Source organism: uncultured Shewanella sp. (assembly GCF_947491715.1).
GTDB lineage: Bacteria > Pseudomonadota > Gammaproteobacteria > Enterobacterales > Shewanellaceae > Shewanella.
In genome coordinates, this window is the sequence record NZ_CANLKR010000013.1 from 58,251 (window position 1) to 73,645 (window position 15,395).

The window sequence follows — 15,395 nt, forward strand, 5'->3', positions numbered from 1 at the left end:
GTATATACCCGTGACACTTGAAGATGCATGTTTTCAGAGCCTGTAAAAGTGCCTAATTCAAGGCGTATTATTGCAAGAATGCTTATTGCCTTTTAAGGTGATACAACGCAGAAGTAGGTGATTTTACAGACTCCCAAAGGGCTGGTTTAAAAGCCTTTTATACTGCGTTACTGAACACCAGCTTAGAATGACTAGGCACGCTGTTCAAAGCCTTGCCTAAAAGGCTTTTAATTCCAGCTGAATCCTGCATCTTCAAGTATCACGGGTATAGCATCATTGAAACTAAAAGTAACAACAAACATTAATTTAAGTTAATTTATGTTGCCACACTGAAAAATGATTATTAAATCGGCTTTTTTTAACAAAAATAAAGCCCTCTTTATTGATACATAATTAACTTTAATTAATATTTATCGATGCTTAAGATAAACATCAGTGGTAAGGCATCAAACCAAGCAATGAGTCATACAGCCTGCCCTCTGATCTCACAATGAATGACTCAATAATACTCATCATGTTAAATACAAGGTAACCCTGATGCCATCTCATATTTACAAACGAATATTGATACTGTTATTGCTGAGTCTAACCTATGGCTGTAATGATTCGCCTGAGGCTGAAAAAAAGCCTAAATTGATAGTATTGGTAACATTAGATCAGGGGCGATTTGACTATCCTTTAGCAGCAAAAGACAATATAGAAAACGTCAACAATCAATCCGGCTATACTGGATATGGATTAGCAGAAAAAGACCCCAACTCAGCCTACGCCAAATTTAAAAAACAAGGTTTTGTCGCCGATTTTGCGTTGATTGAACACAGCTCAACCTTGACACCTCAGGGCCATCATACGATTAACACTGGTGGAAACCCATGGAGTCATGGCTTTCCCAGTATTAATTATACCCGCTACGATACCAACAGCACTAAACAACAAGCAAAGCAATATGAATGTGCCGATAATCGTTACATGACTTTTGGTGTGCCTGAAAAAACCAACGATATCGTCAACACATACATGGGCTGCCAATCAAGCTATACCATGGTATGCCCCTTTACCCAAGAAAATACGCTCAACCGTCAAGGCCAAGTGATTAAAGCACAACCTTGCAGTTTTCCTACAAAGGTTGTAGATGAACAAGGTCAAATTGTCGATAAAAACTATTACTTTTCATATTTAAACGGAGGAGCAGCAGCTCTCTCTCAAGCCCCTATAACCTTAGGTGATGCGATATATAAAACCTACAACAAAAGCCATGCCGGTAATAATTACTGTAAAAACAAAGAAAAAGTAAAAGTATTTGGTATTGGCAGCTGGGATGAACCCGGCGTCACTATGATGGGACGTAGCGGTCGATTCTTATCCGTGAATGTCTTAAACGGACAATACACCAGCAGTAATTACTTTTACCCTAAGGGACTACCAACTTGGTTAAAGACATTTAATCAAGAAAACAACTTAATCGATTATTATAAAAAGATAGCACAAGATCCTAATGAGCCTATGCTCGTCAGATCACCCAAGGATTTAGGCTTTGACTGGATCCTTCCCGATAACGTTAATCAGTATAAGAATGCTGAGTTTCAACAAGATGCACGAAATACCACTTGGATAGAGCCACCCGTCGCTATCAACGCGCAAGGACAAGCAATCCGTCAAAATGCAAACTATCCGCATCACTTTTCGGATCAGTCTGTACAAATGCTCACCCAACAAGCCTATTTTTCTCCTTTTTCAGAAGGACGTAACTTTGAGCTTGCCAAGGCACTCATCACACAAGAAGAATTAGGCCAAGATGCGGCTCCAGACTTATTAATCATCAATATTAGTGCACTGGATATGGTCGGTCATATGTATGGCCCAGACAGCATTGAACATGAACAAACTCTTGGTTTTATTAATCGTCGCTTTGGAGAGTTCCTCGATTTTATTGATGAGAAAGTCGGCAAAGATAATACCCTCGTTGTTCTAAGTGCCGATCATGGTATGGACTCCATTCCTGAATTGCTAAAAAACGGCGCAGGAGTCAATTATCAACACAAAAAACGTTTTAAGCAATTAGCTCAATTTTACACACAAGCTGACGATACACTCAATCTTAAAGCGGTCGCAAAACTCAATCAACAAGCAAATCGATTATGCATTCATAAAAATGCGGGACTTGGAACGTGTCAGCAAAGCCATAACCCCAAGCAAGATTTTTTATTCGACACCATTAATCAAATCATCGGTCAATTACTCAATCAAACCGGAAATTATATTGCCGAAATCACCAATCCTGGGCTTTTTCTAAACCGTCAACAAATTGTGTCACTCTTACCTAATGGTGGCTACCCACAAACCTTGATAGGCTATGAAACCTTTATTGATGACCTCGTGACTAAACTCACTTTACAAGCTAAAAAACAGCAACCTCAACAAGTTGACAGTTACTTTTCATCATTCGTTTTACGCCGCACGCCATTAAATGATCTTGATTACAAAAAAGATGCCTTACTGAGAAAAGCCATTCTCACCACAGACAGAAACAAGGTCAATGGCGCACTTGTCTCGGCAAATGATGGCAGTCAATTTTCCATTACCACTGGACGTTCCGGCGATATCACAATCGTCCCGACATCCCATACTTATTTCTATCAAGGCGAAAAAGACGCTGCAATGCATGGCACACCTCAATGGTATGACAGCGCCATTCAATTGATGTTTTGGGGGAATAAAATCACTCCGCAAAGACTAGCACAATTAAATCAACCTATGAGGCAACGCAGCATTATTCGCCAACGTGACATTACACCAACCATTGCCGCTATATTAAATATTCCCATTGAAAACTATCCACTTCCTGGTAAAAATAAAAATAACCAAATTTATGGACGGCCCATCAATGACATCATGGTCATGTATAACATGGTATCGCCTTACCGCTCTGTGCCTGAGCTGCAAATCACAGATCAATATCTAAACAATACACCTTTGGAGTATTTAGGCCCGCCAACGAAAAAAAACATGCCTTAAAGCAAAATAGCTAGCCTTAAGTATTTAAGATTTAGCCCCTATCTGTGTTGGGCTTTCTACTAATAGCCGGCTATTAGCAGAAAGCCCCCGCCTTGATATCGACCAAAAACAAACAATCGCATTAAGATGTTGATTTTAAATTAGTTGATTCTTGACACTCATTGTTCCGAGTTCAGATTATGTTAGCAATGTGAAGATGCAAGATAGTGTTGCCATTGAAGATATTAGACGGCTTTATCGTTAACTTAATGTAAATAGTTTTATAGGATTTGATCTGCATGGGTTAAAGTCTTATTATTGCCAATCCACTTTATCTCACTTTAATAGTAAGTGGTAATGTACTCAAACTTCATGAAAATATGCATCTTCAGGTTTCACGAAGAGAGTAACTTGTATAGTAAGTTGTTATATATAACAATAGGAAAGCTTGATTTGTACCTACGGCAGTCAATCATAGTCACATTAATGTTACTCACTTTTGTGAGTCAGACATTTGCGGCTGCGATTTTACCTTGTACTGTGCAAATAACATCATGCATGCCAGTAAATGAGTCTGTTATAGGTACTTCCATGAAGATGCATGAATTGACCACTTCTGCACATTCACCTTCAAGTCTATTGTTTGTAAAGCATTTATCTTCAGTTGATATACCTAATATCAATGAGCATGATGAGTGTTGTCATGTTCAATGTTATTGTGAACAAGGCTCTTGTGTGTCTATTGCCCTTAATATGGCGGTCCCTATACTTATTTCACTGCCTCAAGGTGTTCAACCCTCCTCCATTTTATCCTTACACGTTAAGATCCAATATTTAGCTTCTTTATATCGGCCCCCGATAACAACACTCAGTTGATAAATTGATTTTTTAATTATTTATTTTTTATTCGAGTGGTTTTGCTACCGAGTGTAATTAACTCATGTCGCTAAACCTGACTTGGAGGTTGTACTATGTTGTTTACTCATTTATTTCGTTATTTTTTTGTTGTGTGTGTTTTGTCTACCATGTCTCAGGCATATGCTGAAATCCCCCCTAAGCGTGATGCCTTAACACTGGATGTTTATAAAAGCCCAAATTGTGGTTGTTGTAAAAAGTGGATTACTTATATGCACGCACGAGGTTTCACTATCCAAACCCATAATAGCAATGAATTAGATGCACTCAAACAATCCAAGGGAATTGGATATGCTTATCAGTCTTGCCATACAGGGGTTTCTGCCGATGGGTATGTGTTTGAAGGCCATATTCCGGCTAAGTTTGTCAAAGCATTTTTAGCTGAGCCACCACAAGGGGCGTTAGGCTTAAGTGTTCCCGCTATGCCAGTGGGTAGTCCTGGAATGGAATACCAAAACATGTTTCGCCCCTATGACATCTTGTTGTTAATGCAAGATGGCAGCACTGAAATATATGGCAGGGTCAATAGCCTAACAACATCTCTTGAATGATGAGTCTTATTTGATTGATGTTCGAATTTTATTTTGATTAATTAGTTGTAGAAGGTCACATATATGAAATCCATTAATGTTGTTTTATTCGCTATTGTCTATTTATTTAGTACTTCAGTATTGGCCCATGTGGGCTTAGTTGCTTCCACACCTGCTAAGGGGGCCATGCTTAAGGCATCGCCCAGTCAATTGCAGCTTAATTTTTCGGCTCCCGTACAGTTAATCAAGTTACGTTTGAATAATGGGAATAAGGATATCGCATTAACTTTACCCCGTTATGCTAAACGTCAGTCTGACTTTTCTGTTTCTTTACCTGCTTTAGTCCCGGGACGTTATCAGGTGACATGGATGATTATGGGAAAAGATGGCCACAAAATGAAGGGGCAATATCAGTTCATGCTTCACGGCAGTACACTGTCAGCTGACGCCCATACTCATCACAATATGTGATTAGATTGATGATGTTAAATGAGTTCGAAATCCTCGCCATTGTATTTAAAGTGTTGATGTATTTGAGTGTGGCTATGGTCATTGGAGGCAGCTTGATCTTATGTCTGATAAGCGCCCATCAAGTTGAAGCTCGGTTTATTCGAGTCTATATTGGATTTGGAGCTGTTTTGGGACTGATGGCGGTGAGCCTTAATTACTTGGCATTAGTGGGATCGTTTGCTGAGCAAGGTTTTTTCGGTATGTTTGACTCACAGATGCAAGGTTTTCTCTGGGATAGCCCCGTGGGTGACGCTGCTTATTGGCGTGCTACCGGTTTTATTTTAACTTTGATAGCCAGCTTATTGTGTATCAACCAGATGAAAGCACATCGATATTTGGCTTATGGACTGTTAGGAGTCAGCGGGAGTCTGTTGGCGTTCAGTTTTAGTGTTATCGGACACAGTACTGAGCTGGTATTTTGGGCTCAGGCTTTGATTGTTCTTCATTTGTTTGCTATTGCCTGTTGGGTGGGAGCGCTTTATCCACTGTGGCGTATGTGTGATAAGAGTGAGGTGGCATTATTAATGAACGTCATGCACAGGTTTGGACAACTTGGAGTGGGTATAGTGGTACTCGTGTTGTTTTCTGGTATGTGTTTGACATGGTTGTTATTTGACCACCTTATGGCGTTTGTTACTAATCCATATGGTATCGCGATGAGTATTAAACTCAGTTTAGTGTTGACGTTGTTATTGATTGCAGCGAGTCATAAGTGGCGTTTATCACCTCAGTTGAGTCAAGATGCCTCGGTCTGCGCTAAGTTACAGCGCTCCATAGGCATTGAAATTGGCGTCGTGTTACTTATTTTAATGACCACAAGTACGTTATCGAGTGTCCTTGGACCCGTTAGCTTGCAATAGTGTTATTTTTAATGTGAACAATATTCAACCGAGAGTCGGGTTATTTAGACATACAACAAAAGGAATAATAATGAAAAATAGAACCATTATCAGTTTAGGGGTAGGGTTATTGCTTGCTGCATGTACAAGTATTAGTTCGCTTGTTTGGGCTCACGGTGATGAGCAACATGAAAAGAGTGCCGCTGCATTTATTGGTAATGACTTACCCGCAGCTCAAGTGGTTAAGCAATTTCACCGAGCATTGAAAACCAGTGATGAAGCGGTAGTAAAACAAGTACTCGCTGAGGATGTGTTGATTTATGAGGGGGGCAATGTTGAGTCTTCATTAGCCCTTTATGTCAGCGGTCATATGAAAGCTGATATGGCTTATTTAGCAGGCTTGACGGTTAAGCTCAAAGAAAGGCAAGTGAAGGTTACTGGAGATATCGCCATCGCGACTTCTTTGAGTCATTCTGTAGGGGAGTACAAGGGGGAAAAAGTAGACTCTAGGAATTTGGAAACCTTAGTGTTAAAACGTCAAAGTGATAACACTTGGAAAATCATTCATATCCATTGGTCATAAACAATATACGATAATTGATTAATAAAATTAGGGTGGCCAGTAAGTTATGCTTACTGGCCTTTATTGAATTTATTTCATTATCACTGCTTCAGTGCTCAGTTGCTCCCATTGTCTTAGGCTATGCCCTTGGTTTTTGTTACCAAAATTCAATATGTGATTTATTTAATTCGATATTATCGCTACGAACAACACATAACCTGAATGACTTCACTTGAAAAATGTAGTCATAATAGAAGCATAAGTGCTTAAGGCTACGATTCCATTTGCTCGGATTGCGTCTGTACCGCATCTTGTAATTGCTGTTCGACCACATCCTCTAAAGGCTTATCATCAATATCGGCACTCAGCTCACTGTCTTCAATGTCATCTGAGTCTTGCAATATTTCAAGCATGTCCGATGCCACTTCAGGAAAAGACTCCACGAAGGTACTCGCAATGTCCACCGCATGCTCAGGCACATTCTCAACCATATGATTAACATAGCTAGTGGCTGCATGTTCAATATTATCTAACGCATCCGCTGAGAACGTTTGCTCATTGTTATTTTGATTGTCATTGTCACTTTCATTGTCGCTTTCACTTTCAATGAGGTTCTGAACATACGCTTCTGCCACATCATTTGACGCTTCGGGAAGGGATTCTGATACCGTAAAGGCCAGCTCTTCCGACTGCTCAGGAGACACATCCGTTAAACGGTTATAAAGCTCGGTTGCGGTATTTTCTGGCGCAGCAGCAACCCTATCGACCGGTCTCATATCATCTAAAGAGTCAGACAGCTGAGTCACGTATTCTTCTGTCATTTCCAATAGCTCGCTGGCATATTCTTCTCCCATATTTTCAGCTGCTAAGGCCATTAATTCAATACCGTCATTAGGCATGGCATTGGCAATCGCGACCACAATATTGGTAAATTGATCCGGATACTCAGTGGTGATCCAATCAACCAATTGATCCGCTTGCTCAGGTGACGCATTGGTTAATGCTTGGGCAATATGCAGGCTCATTTCCGGTGCGGCAGCGGTAATAGCTGCATATAATTTACTGATATCAATCGCATCGATAGTACTTAACGCCGCGGCTAAATTTGACGCATTGGCGGGATCCCTTAATACCAGAGCTTTAACCATATTCACCGCAGCAGAAGGGTTTTTGGTGGCCAAATTAATCGCCACTTCAACTTCAGCAGTCGATTCAAATTGTGCCTGCGCATACTCTGTCCGCGGATCGAGCTCAGATACCACGCCACTGGGTGTTTGCATAATAAAGCTTTCTTGGGAATCAAGGGGCAAAGCTTGACGTAACTTCATTAATACGATTATAAAAAATAACAAGCTGATGGCAACAATACTCACAAAGCTGAACAAGGCACGGCTACCAAAGATCTCCATGGTGACAGAGGCAAGATAAGGCCCCACAATACTGCCTAGGGCATAAATGAATAACACTGAACTCATCGCCGACAAAATTTGCTCTTTGACGACCGTCTCAAAGGTTTCAGCCATGCTCATGGGATAAAAGCAGGCCACTAAGCCTGTGATCAATGCAATCACAACCAAAGATAACGTAAACAATTCATTAGACAGTAATAACGATACCGTGAAACACAGCCCTATGAGTGTTGCTACCATGAGTAACATGACTTTTCGGCGATCAAAATTATCCGCTAAATAAGCAATAGGAAACTGTAAAATAATGGCGCCAAAAATGGCCGCTCCCATAAAAATGGATAAATCGATCCCCGTAATGCCATTTTGACTGGCAAAAATAGGCAACATATTGATAAGCCCGGCATACAAGAAGCCACTATAAAAGCTACACACTACGCCCAAAGGAGACAACTTAAGCACTGTCATTAAAGACATCGACTGGCTGTCTTCAACAACAGGACCTTTCAGTCTACTGATCACAATTGGCGTAATGGACAAACTGAATAAAATGCCACAGATCACAAAAAGAGTAATATCTTCAATGGGTGCGACATTTAACAGAAATTGTCCCGCAAAAAGCGCCGTCATGACCATCATTTGATTAATCGACAGTATTCGGCCTCTATTTTTTTCAGTTGCACTGTCACTGAGCCAACTATCCAACGTGGCATTGATACAAGCTATGCAAAATCCCGTTAACACTCTCATCAGTGCCAATATAATCGGATCCGGGTAAAGGCCTGACAGTAAAATCGCCACCGAGGTTAAACTGCCACCCATGGCAAAAATTCGAATATGCCCCACACTTTGTAATAAGCTACGGCTATAATAAGCCCCCAATACAAAACCCACATAGAGCATGGATAATACCAACCCCATATTATCAAGGCTAATACCATCACTTTGCATGCGTACAGGCAATAAAATATTACTCAGTCCATAGCCGAGCATTAATAAAAAGCCGCTGATGAACAGCAGCAAAAGCGGTTTAAGGGTGGATTTCACAGGTCATTCTCATTGTTATTCTTCATTGTATTTACCACATTAATATTAGCGAAAGCGCATTTAACTATACTTTAGTGGTAAACAGCACACAGTGCCGATTTTATACTAATCCAAGCAATAAGTGATCTTTCATTGACATTAAAACAAGTGACTTTTAAAAAAGTATAGGTGGTGCACTTCTACTTTGAATAAGGGAAAAGAAAGAATAACTAAAAGATATGCCTGTCCTAAGAGTCAAACTTTGACTGGAACATGGGCTAAGAAGATGAATGAAGAATGAAATAGGATTTCTAAGCTGCCTGTGGAGCAGTGTGAGAAGGCTGAGTTCAATGTCGCATTAGAACTCATTTGAAAGAATAAAGTATATCCCTATACAACGGCCAGCCAAATAAAATATATCCGCATATAAAAGCCAGCTCAACATCCCTGTTTCCCGTTCATTGACTCATGGTGTGACCATATTCACCCTATTTGTCGCTCATAACGATCATTGTTATGACCTTCGCCTTGCCGCAGGCTTGTGTGCAAATACAAAAATAACTCGCCGTAAATATATCCCTATAGGCTCAACGGAAACATCCTTGTTTCCGATGGTTATTTTTATATTCACACGGGAGGTTAAAGACAAAGAGCCTTTCTAAACTGCCTGTGCGGCAGTGATCAATGGGATATTAACATAAACAAAGTTCAAACAAGGATGACGAACACAGAAACAAAGCCGCTTAACAAATGATAGCGCTGGCGGCTGTGGCAGCGCGCTTATCTAACTTGCCGCTTTAGTTCTGAAATCGGCTCGCTAATACAATTCCGTGCTCTTTGATATGACGACAAAGCGGAGCAGGACTTACCTGAGTAATGTGCACAATATCAAAATAATAAGGTAAACATGTCTCTTCGTTCAACGCATAATTGAACGCACTCACATCGCGGCTTGAGACCTTGTCCCCCATCACAGCCAAATCAATATCTGAACCGGGTTTATAGGTTCCCTTAGCGCGAGAACCAAATAACACCACTTGTGTAAAAACAGGAAACCGCTCTATCTCATGCAGTAGCATGTTAAGTTCATTTTCCTTCAGCCCCAATTGCGCTGCATTGAATAAACTCATTTTAGACCGACCAATTTGCTGCTAAAGCTTGCGTGTAAATCCCGTAATAGTGGGTAATACAATTGCTTAATCTTCTCCTCGACTTCTTTTGCAGTCTGCTCTTGATAGGTATGCACCGTTAAATTTCGATCTTTTAACGCTTCAAGCCAAAGCCCACCCTCTTCAATCAGCTCATATTGAAACGCCTGTTTAATGGCATCCCTTGGACTTTTAATGATGAAACCTTCAAGTTCTTGATAATCTTTAAGGACTTTCCAAGCAAGCTCAAAACTCATCTCAAAAAACTGGATCATGCCCGCGCGTTCAATCACAGATAAACTCGGCATATTCACGGTTTGCTGTAATAATAAAAATGCTCGCTCAAAGTTCTGAAACCGCTGCGCCCATCGCACTTCGTAATAATCTGACATACTCAACCTTTTATCGTCATAACCAGCTTAAAATCATCGGTCTTAACAGTGTAGACCTTTCAACTTCTGCCTAGACCTTTCATCCTATGCCGCTGTATTCAGCGAGCATAATGTAATGCCTACATTATCGAATGGATCCCAATGCTTGACCAGCGTTAATTTTCTAAGCTGCCTGTGGGGCAGTGGTAAGATCGTGGATTCCCATCCACACTGGGGCAAGAAGGACTGCTCGTCCTATCCTCCTTGCATCCACCATGACACCCTACGAAGTTATTATCCTCAGACCACCTCAAAAATATTCTAACGTTTCCGATGGGGCGTCCTGCCCCGCGAAAACTAGGTAAACATCCATGTTTACACTCACGATATTTTCAACGCGCTATTTCGGTAACTTCAATGGGAATAAAGAAACAGCCTGTGCGGCAGTGAACATTTCAACGGCTTTTCACAAGGGTGTTTACCTTTTCTAAGCTGCCTGTGGGGCAGTGATAAGATCGTGAGTACCTACTCACACTCGGCCAAAAGGGGATCCACAGCAATCCCCTCTTGGAACACCTTGCAGCCCCAACGGAGTAAAGCACTTCAATTTTCGATGAACAAAAATATCTATCGCCTCATATTCGTCGTCCATGACTCACCTAAGGCTATTTTCAACATCCTGTCTCAATCACAATATTTTTTATCGAAACGTTAAAGTTACTCCAATGGGGATCTGAAATAAAAAACAAAACCATGAAAGCAACCAGCTGTTTCACTGTTCTATTTCTAAGCTGCCTGTGCGGCAGTGAACTGAATACGACATTGCCAATTGCCGCCCCACTTTTTCTAAGCTGCCTGTGCGGCAGTGAACAGCAAGTCGAAGAGCCTACAAACGACGATAACTTTCTAAGCTGCCTGTGCGGCAGTGAACTATATTTATAAAGTGAAAGTCGCTTCTCTTATTTTCTAAGCTGCCTGTGCGGCAGTGAACCGATATGGGTATTAAAATCTGTTAGTACTTGTTTTCTAAGCTGCCTGTGCGGCAGTGAACTAGCCCAAGATCACGATATTGTTGCGATAAAGTTTCTAAGCTGCCTGTGGGGCAGTGAACACGATGATAACGGCGAACCTCATGTGCTAAAATTTCTAAGCTGCCTGTGCGGCAGTGAACGGATAATGGGAAAATACAACATTACAGTGTGATTTCTAAGCTGCCTGTGCGGCAGTGAACGGATAGTCGAGGCAACTCGATATCCTTCAAACTTTTCTAAGCTGCCTGTGCGGCAGTGAACATTGATATGAAAATCTTAAATTCATTGTTAGCTTTCTAAGCTGCCTGTGCGGCAGTGAACCGATACACTTCCCATGCTCGCCACTTGATACATTTCTAAGCTGCCTGTGCGGCAGTGAACGGTAGCATATAAGGTGTGGTATTAGTATCGAATTTCTAAGCTGCCTGTGCGGCAGTGAACGCTCTTCTTCACCGGGCGTGGTACCAAACTTATTTCTAAGCTGCCTGTGCGGCAGTGAACTTGCTGATTTTATCTGGCAGCAGCAGGGGAACTTTCTAAGCTGCCTGTGCGGCAGTGAACGTGTTTTACAGTTCCACAGAGCCATTTTAAGATTTCTAAGCTGCCTGTGCGGCAGTGAACGCTAAATAAGCCGCTTCTTTTTCTCGACGTGTTTTCTAAGCTGCCTGTGCGGCAGTGAACTGGTCGTTTAAAGCGCCCAGCATATTTCGACCTTTCTAAGCTGCCTGTGCGGCAGTGAACTGATCGTCAAAGAATTAAAAGGAAGGCCGAACTTTCTAAGCTGCCTGTGCGGCAGTGAACAATGACTTATTAGCTATCCTTGTATTCTCTAATTTCTAAGCTGCCTGTGCGGCAGTGAACCCGCAGGCCCCCAAACATTACAATAGTAAACATTTCTAAGCTGCCTGTGCGGCAGTGGTACAGTCATAAGTTCATTATAATATGAACTTACAGTGAGGTTCGCTTGCTGCGGGCTTTTGTGCAAATTCGTCTGTAGCACGCTGTGAACCCATCCATGGGCGCTCTACGAAAATATCCCTATTTTCGAAGGCATACAGACGCATTTACACCTAAATTAAAAGCAAATAGCTGCCTGTGCGGCAGTGAACGGCCTTGTTCATTTAGCTCACTAATGCCATTTTTTCTAAGCTGCCTGTGCGGCAGTGAACTGCGCTAGTGTTTTTAGACTTCTTTTGGACGTTTTCTAAGCTGCCTGTGCGGCAGTGAACAATAACTCAATAACGCATTTTTAAATATTATTTTTCTAAGCTGCCTGTGCGGCAGTGAACCGCAATGACGAGAACTGCGAACGTAACGAGTATTTCTAAGCTGCCTGTGCGGCAGTGAACCAATCAGCGAGTAGCAATGCTAATGCAACTAATTTCTAAGCTGCCTGTGCGGCAGTGAACGTGGAAGCAACAACAGGCACCTCTCCTTTATCTTTCTAAGCTGCCTGTGCGGCAGTGAACACCTGACCAGTTAATTGATTCCCTGCCTGAATTTTCTAAGCTGCCTGTGCGGCAGTAAACTTGTGGGCGTGATTGAGTGGTTCATTAATGACTTTCTAAGCTGCCTGTGCGGCAGTGAACGTACTTTTTTGGTTTGGTTGAATCCTTATTGGTTTCTAAGCTGCCTGTGCGGCAGTGAACGGGAGTCTCCAACGAAAGGCGGTTATAAAGTATTTCTAAGCTGCCTGTGCGGCAGTGAACAAAATGGCAATACTATCAGAATGAAGTGCTAATTTCTAAGCTGCCTGTGCGGCAGTGAACGGAAGAGATGGGAACACAGGAGCTGGCATTAATTTCTAAGCTGCCTGTGCGGCAGTGAACGAAATAATTGAGGCACACGATTAATAGCGACTTTTCTAAGCTGCCTGTGCGGCAGTGAACAAAAACGGTGTGCAAACATCTGGGCGGCGATTTTTCTAAGCTGCCTGTGCGGCAGTGAACGCATAATAAGGATGAGTATAAGATACATAAAATTTCTAAGCTGCCTGTGCGGCAGTGAACAATGAAATGTTAACACAAAAAAAAGTGACAACAAGTACTTAAGGTAAAAAACCCTTTTTACCCTTGTCAAAAACACAATGTTGTAACTTGTTGTTTTTAAATTAAATTATTAAAGAGCGAAAAAATAAGGTTAAACAAGGGTAAAGTCAGGATCCATACGATAATATCGATCCTGCTTCATCTCTTACTTAGCCTTCAGCGAACATTGAGCATTGAGGCTATTCACAAGCTTTTACAGTCCAGCGCTAAAATTAAAGGCTAGAACCAAGGACTAAAACCAAAGGCTAAAACCAAAGGCTAAAACCAAAGGCTAAAACCAAAGGCTAAAACCAAAGGCTAAAACCAAGGTACGGTGGCTTGTTTATCTGCTTGCGCAAAGCTTAAACCATAACAAGTGTAGCGACCTTGTTTGGGCATTGAAGACTTTTCCATTTCGATATAAAGACGAAATCTTTTTTCATCCATTTTGTCACTACTTGAAAGGCTTCTCGTGTGAATAAAAGGCAACTTATCGCTGGGCTTAGGTGCTTGCTGAGTGAATGTATTCAGCCAATTATCAACAGGTTCACCCGTCTCCTTCGCTTTAAACGTCGCCATTTCAAGGGTTTTCGCCGCAATGTCTGCTTGACTTCTGATGTAATGCTCACGAACAAAACGAACATGCTCAGCATCCGCAGGCACGGCCTTGATGGTTTTGACTTGTACATAGTCTTCTAAACGACTTAACCACTGGGCGATATTCAGCTGTTCCAAAGCTTCTTGCGTGTGGGCAAACAAGCGAATTTTATCCCCTAATGGGAATGACTGTTTGCTACCACCACTAAAGCCATACTCTGGAATCGACATGGCGACCTTAGATTGGCGCACAGTGTTAACCTTACCTTGTTCGTCTGTCACCTCACCATCAACGCCATGTTCCACCAGCGCAAGGTGAATTTGTTGAAACACTTTCGACCAGAGGAAACCTAAATTGGCTCCCTCATCAGGTAAAAGCCTTAGTTCTAAGTAGTAGTTCATTTAAGCACCCTTAACTTTCACCTTCACCAAATACGCCACCACGGATCAGCATTGCCACCACAAAATGTTTATCTTGTGCCGTTAACTGCGAAGATGTTTCACTACTTAACCATTTCAATAACAGTGTTTTAAAATCATTACGGGTTGAACGATATGCAACACCGCGCTGCGTTACTGATCCATAAGCTTCTATTGCTATCGGTTTATTCGTTTGTTCAACGTTCGAATACCAATCATCTATTGTACGCAATGCATTACCTATTTTTTCACAGTGCATTGCAGCAACTCTATCTTTGCCCTGCACACCATTTAATGAAAAAAGATGACGGCTTTTTTCACCTTTTGCCGCATTAAGCACCATTTCTTGAGAAGGCCAAACCCTTTGCGCATCACCCAATTGTGCAAACGCTTCGACTTGTAACACCGTATTTTTTTCACCTTTAAAGCCAGCCAAAATCAACTTCGCTAATTGAGCGACATATTTATCATCTGTCGTCGTTTTTGACAGATAAAAGTCATATGCATTAAATTCTAATTTGTCATCCAGCTCACTTGAAGCGACAAAGATCTTTAGCTGTTGAGCACCTACACGGTTTCGCCATAAAAAGCGTCCATTGGCGATATTATAAGCATATCGCGTCGCCAGCTCTTGCAAATCATCTTGAACATAACCCGCTATCACTTCATTGAAACGACTTTCAAATTCAACATTATTACAAGCTGTTGGATTTTGTATACCTGCAACCACGCGTAAACTAAAACTCAAACGCAAGGTATCTTGACCATGCTTTAAGGAACCATCATCGCCCCATGATAAATTTGCCTCTGCTATCTGTTTTTGCAGCGCTTCTTCATTCTCTAATACTTCCTGTGTGAAGTTACTCTTTACTGCTCGGTTTCTTCTTTCAAATAGCTCGATAGGTTGCCAGTTTTTATCATGACCAATATCTTGCCAGCTCCCTGAAAACATGACGCCATCTGAAGGTTCTAATTTGCGATCAAATGCTAAAACGCTAGGTAATTTAATTGTGCTCATC

The 15,395-nt window shown here is 41.5% G+C and carries 12 protein-coding genes and 2 CRISPR repeat arrays; of the genes, 6 read left to right on the forward strand and 6 right to left on the reverse strand.

Going from position 1 to position 15,395, the window contains the following annotated elements; genetic code table 11:
- The first annotated feature begins 537 nt into the window (after positions 1 to 537).
- From Q0779_RS10965 to Q0779_RS10990, 6 genes are all read left to right on the forward strand, one after another.
- Complete coding sequence (locus Q0779_RS10965) at positions 538 to 3,015, forward strand: alkaline phosphatase family protein (RefSeq protein ID WP_298772549.1); 2,478 nt, start codon at positions 538 to 540, stop codon at positions 3,013 to 3,015.
- 432 nt (positions 3,016 to 3,447) lie between these two features.
- Positions 3,448 to 3,870, forward strand: a complete 423-nt coding sequence (locus Q0779_RS10970) for a hypothetical protein (RefSeq protein ID WP_298772551.1) — start codon at positions 3,448 to 3,450, stop codon at positions 3,868 to 3,870.
- A gap of 95 nt (positions 3,871 to 3,965) precedes the next feature.
- Positions 3,966 to 4,460 carry a DUF411 domain-containing protein gene (locus Q0779_RS10975; RefSeq protein WP_298772553.1) on the forward strand — a complete coding sequence of 165 codons (495 nt, stop codon included), beginning with the start codon at positions 3,966 to 3,968 and terminating at the stop codon, positions 4,458 to 4,460.
- A gap of 63 nt (positions 4,461 to 4,523) precedes the next feature.
- The gene (locus Q0779_RS10980) at positions 4,524 to 4,910 is read left to right on the forward strand and encodes a copper resistance CopC family protein (protein WP_298772554.1); all 387 of its coding nucleotides are present in this window, start codon (positions 4,524 to 4,526) and stop codon (positions 4,908 to 4,910) included.
- 8 nt (positions 4,911 to 4,918) lie between these two features.
- The gene (locus Q0779_RS10985) at positions 4,919 to 5,809 is read left to right on the forward strand and encodes a CopD family protein (protein ID WP_298772555.1); all 891 of its coding nucleotides are present in this window, start codon (positions 4,919 to 4,921) and stop codon (positions 5,807 to 5,809) included.
- A 70-nt stretch (positions 5,810 to 5,879) separates the two neighbouring features.
- Positions 5,880 to 6,371: a nuclear transport factor 2 family protein gene (locus Q0779_RS10990; protein WP_298772557.1), complete on the forward strand. Its 492-nt coding sequence runs from the start codon at positions 5,880 to 5,882 to the stop codon at positions 6,369 to 6,371.
- Positions 6,372 to 6,622: 251 nt separating this feature from the next.
- Here Q0779_RS10990 and Q0779_RS10995 read toward each other — a convergent pair whose 3' ends face one another.
- The 6 genes from Q0779_RS10995 to csy3 all read right to left on the reverse strand — a co-directional run bounded on the left by Q0779_RS10995 (position 6,623) and on the right by csy3 (position 15,394).
- A complete protein-coding gene (locus Q0779_RS10995) occupies positions 6,623 to 8,803 on the reverse strand; it encodes an MFS transporter (RefSeq protein WP_298772559.1) in 2,181 nt (726 codons plus the stop codon).
- 776 nt (positions 8,804 to 9,579) lie between these two features.
- Positions 9,580 to 9,912: a nucleotidyltransferase family protein gene (locus Q0779_RS11000; RefSeq protein WP_298772561.1), complete on the reverse strand. Its 333-nt coding sequence runs from the start codon at positions 9,910 to 9,912 to the stop codon at positions 9,580 to 9,582.
- Complete coding sequence (locus Q0779_RS11005; RefSeq protein WP_298772563.1) at positions 9,909 to 10,322, reverse strand: nucleotidyltransferase substrate binding protein; 414 nt, start codon at positions 10,320 to 10,322, stop codon at positions 9,909 to 9,911. The genes Q0779_RS11000 and Q0779_RS11005 overlap by 4 nt, the downstream gene beginning before the upstream one ends.
- 508 nt (positions 10,323 to 10,830) lie before the next feature.
- Positions 10,831 to 10,953, reverse strand: coding sequence for a hypothetical protein (locus Q0779_RS11010; protein ID WP_298772565.1), 123 nt, complete (start codon positions 10,951 to 10,953; stop codon positions 10,831 to 10,833).
- Positions 10,954 to 11,084: 131 nt separating this feature from the next.
- Positions 11,085 to 12,253: a CRISPR direct-repeat array (repeat unit 28 nt; unit sequence TTTCTAAGCTGCCTGTGCGGCAGTGAAC).
- Between the two features lie 160 nt (positions 12,254 to 12,413).
- Positions 12,414 to 13,341: direct repeats of the CRISPR family, unit length 28 nt; unit sequence TTTCTAAGCTGCCTGTGCGGCAGTGAAC.
- Between the two features lie 336 nt (positions 13,342 to 13,677).
- Positions 13,678 to 14,358 (reverse strand): type I-F CRISPR-associated endoribonuclease Cas6/Csy4, encoded by a 681-nt coding sequence (gene cas6f, locus Q0779_RS11015; protein ID WP_298772567.1) that lies wholly within the window; start codon positions 14,356 to 14,358, stop codon positions 13,678 to 13,680.
- Between the two features lie 10 nt (positions 14,359 to 14,368).
- The gene (csy3, locus tag Q0779_RS11020; protein ID WP_298772569.1) at positions 14,369 to 15,394 is read right to left on the reverse strand and encodes a type I-F CRISPR-associated protein Csy3; all 1,026 of its coding nucleotides are present in this window, start codon (positions 15,392 to 15,394) and stop codon (positions 14,369 to 14,371) included.
- Position 15,395 lies beyond the last annotated feature (1 nt).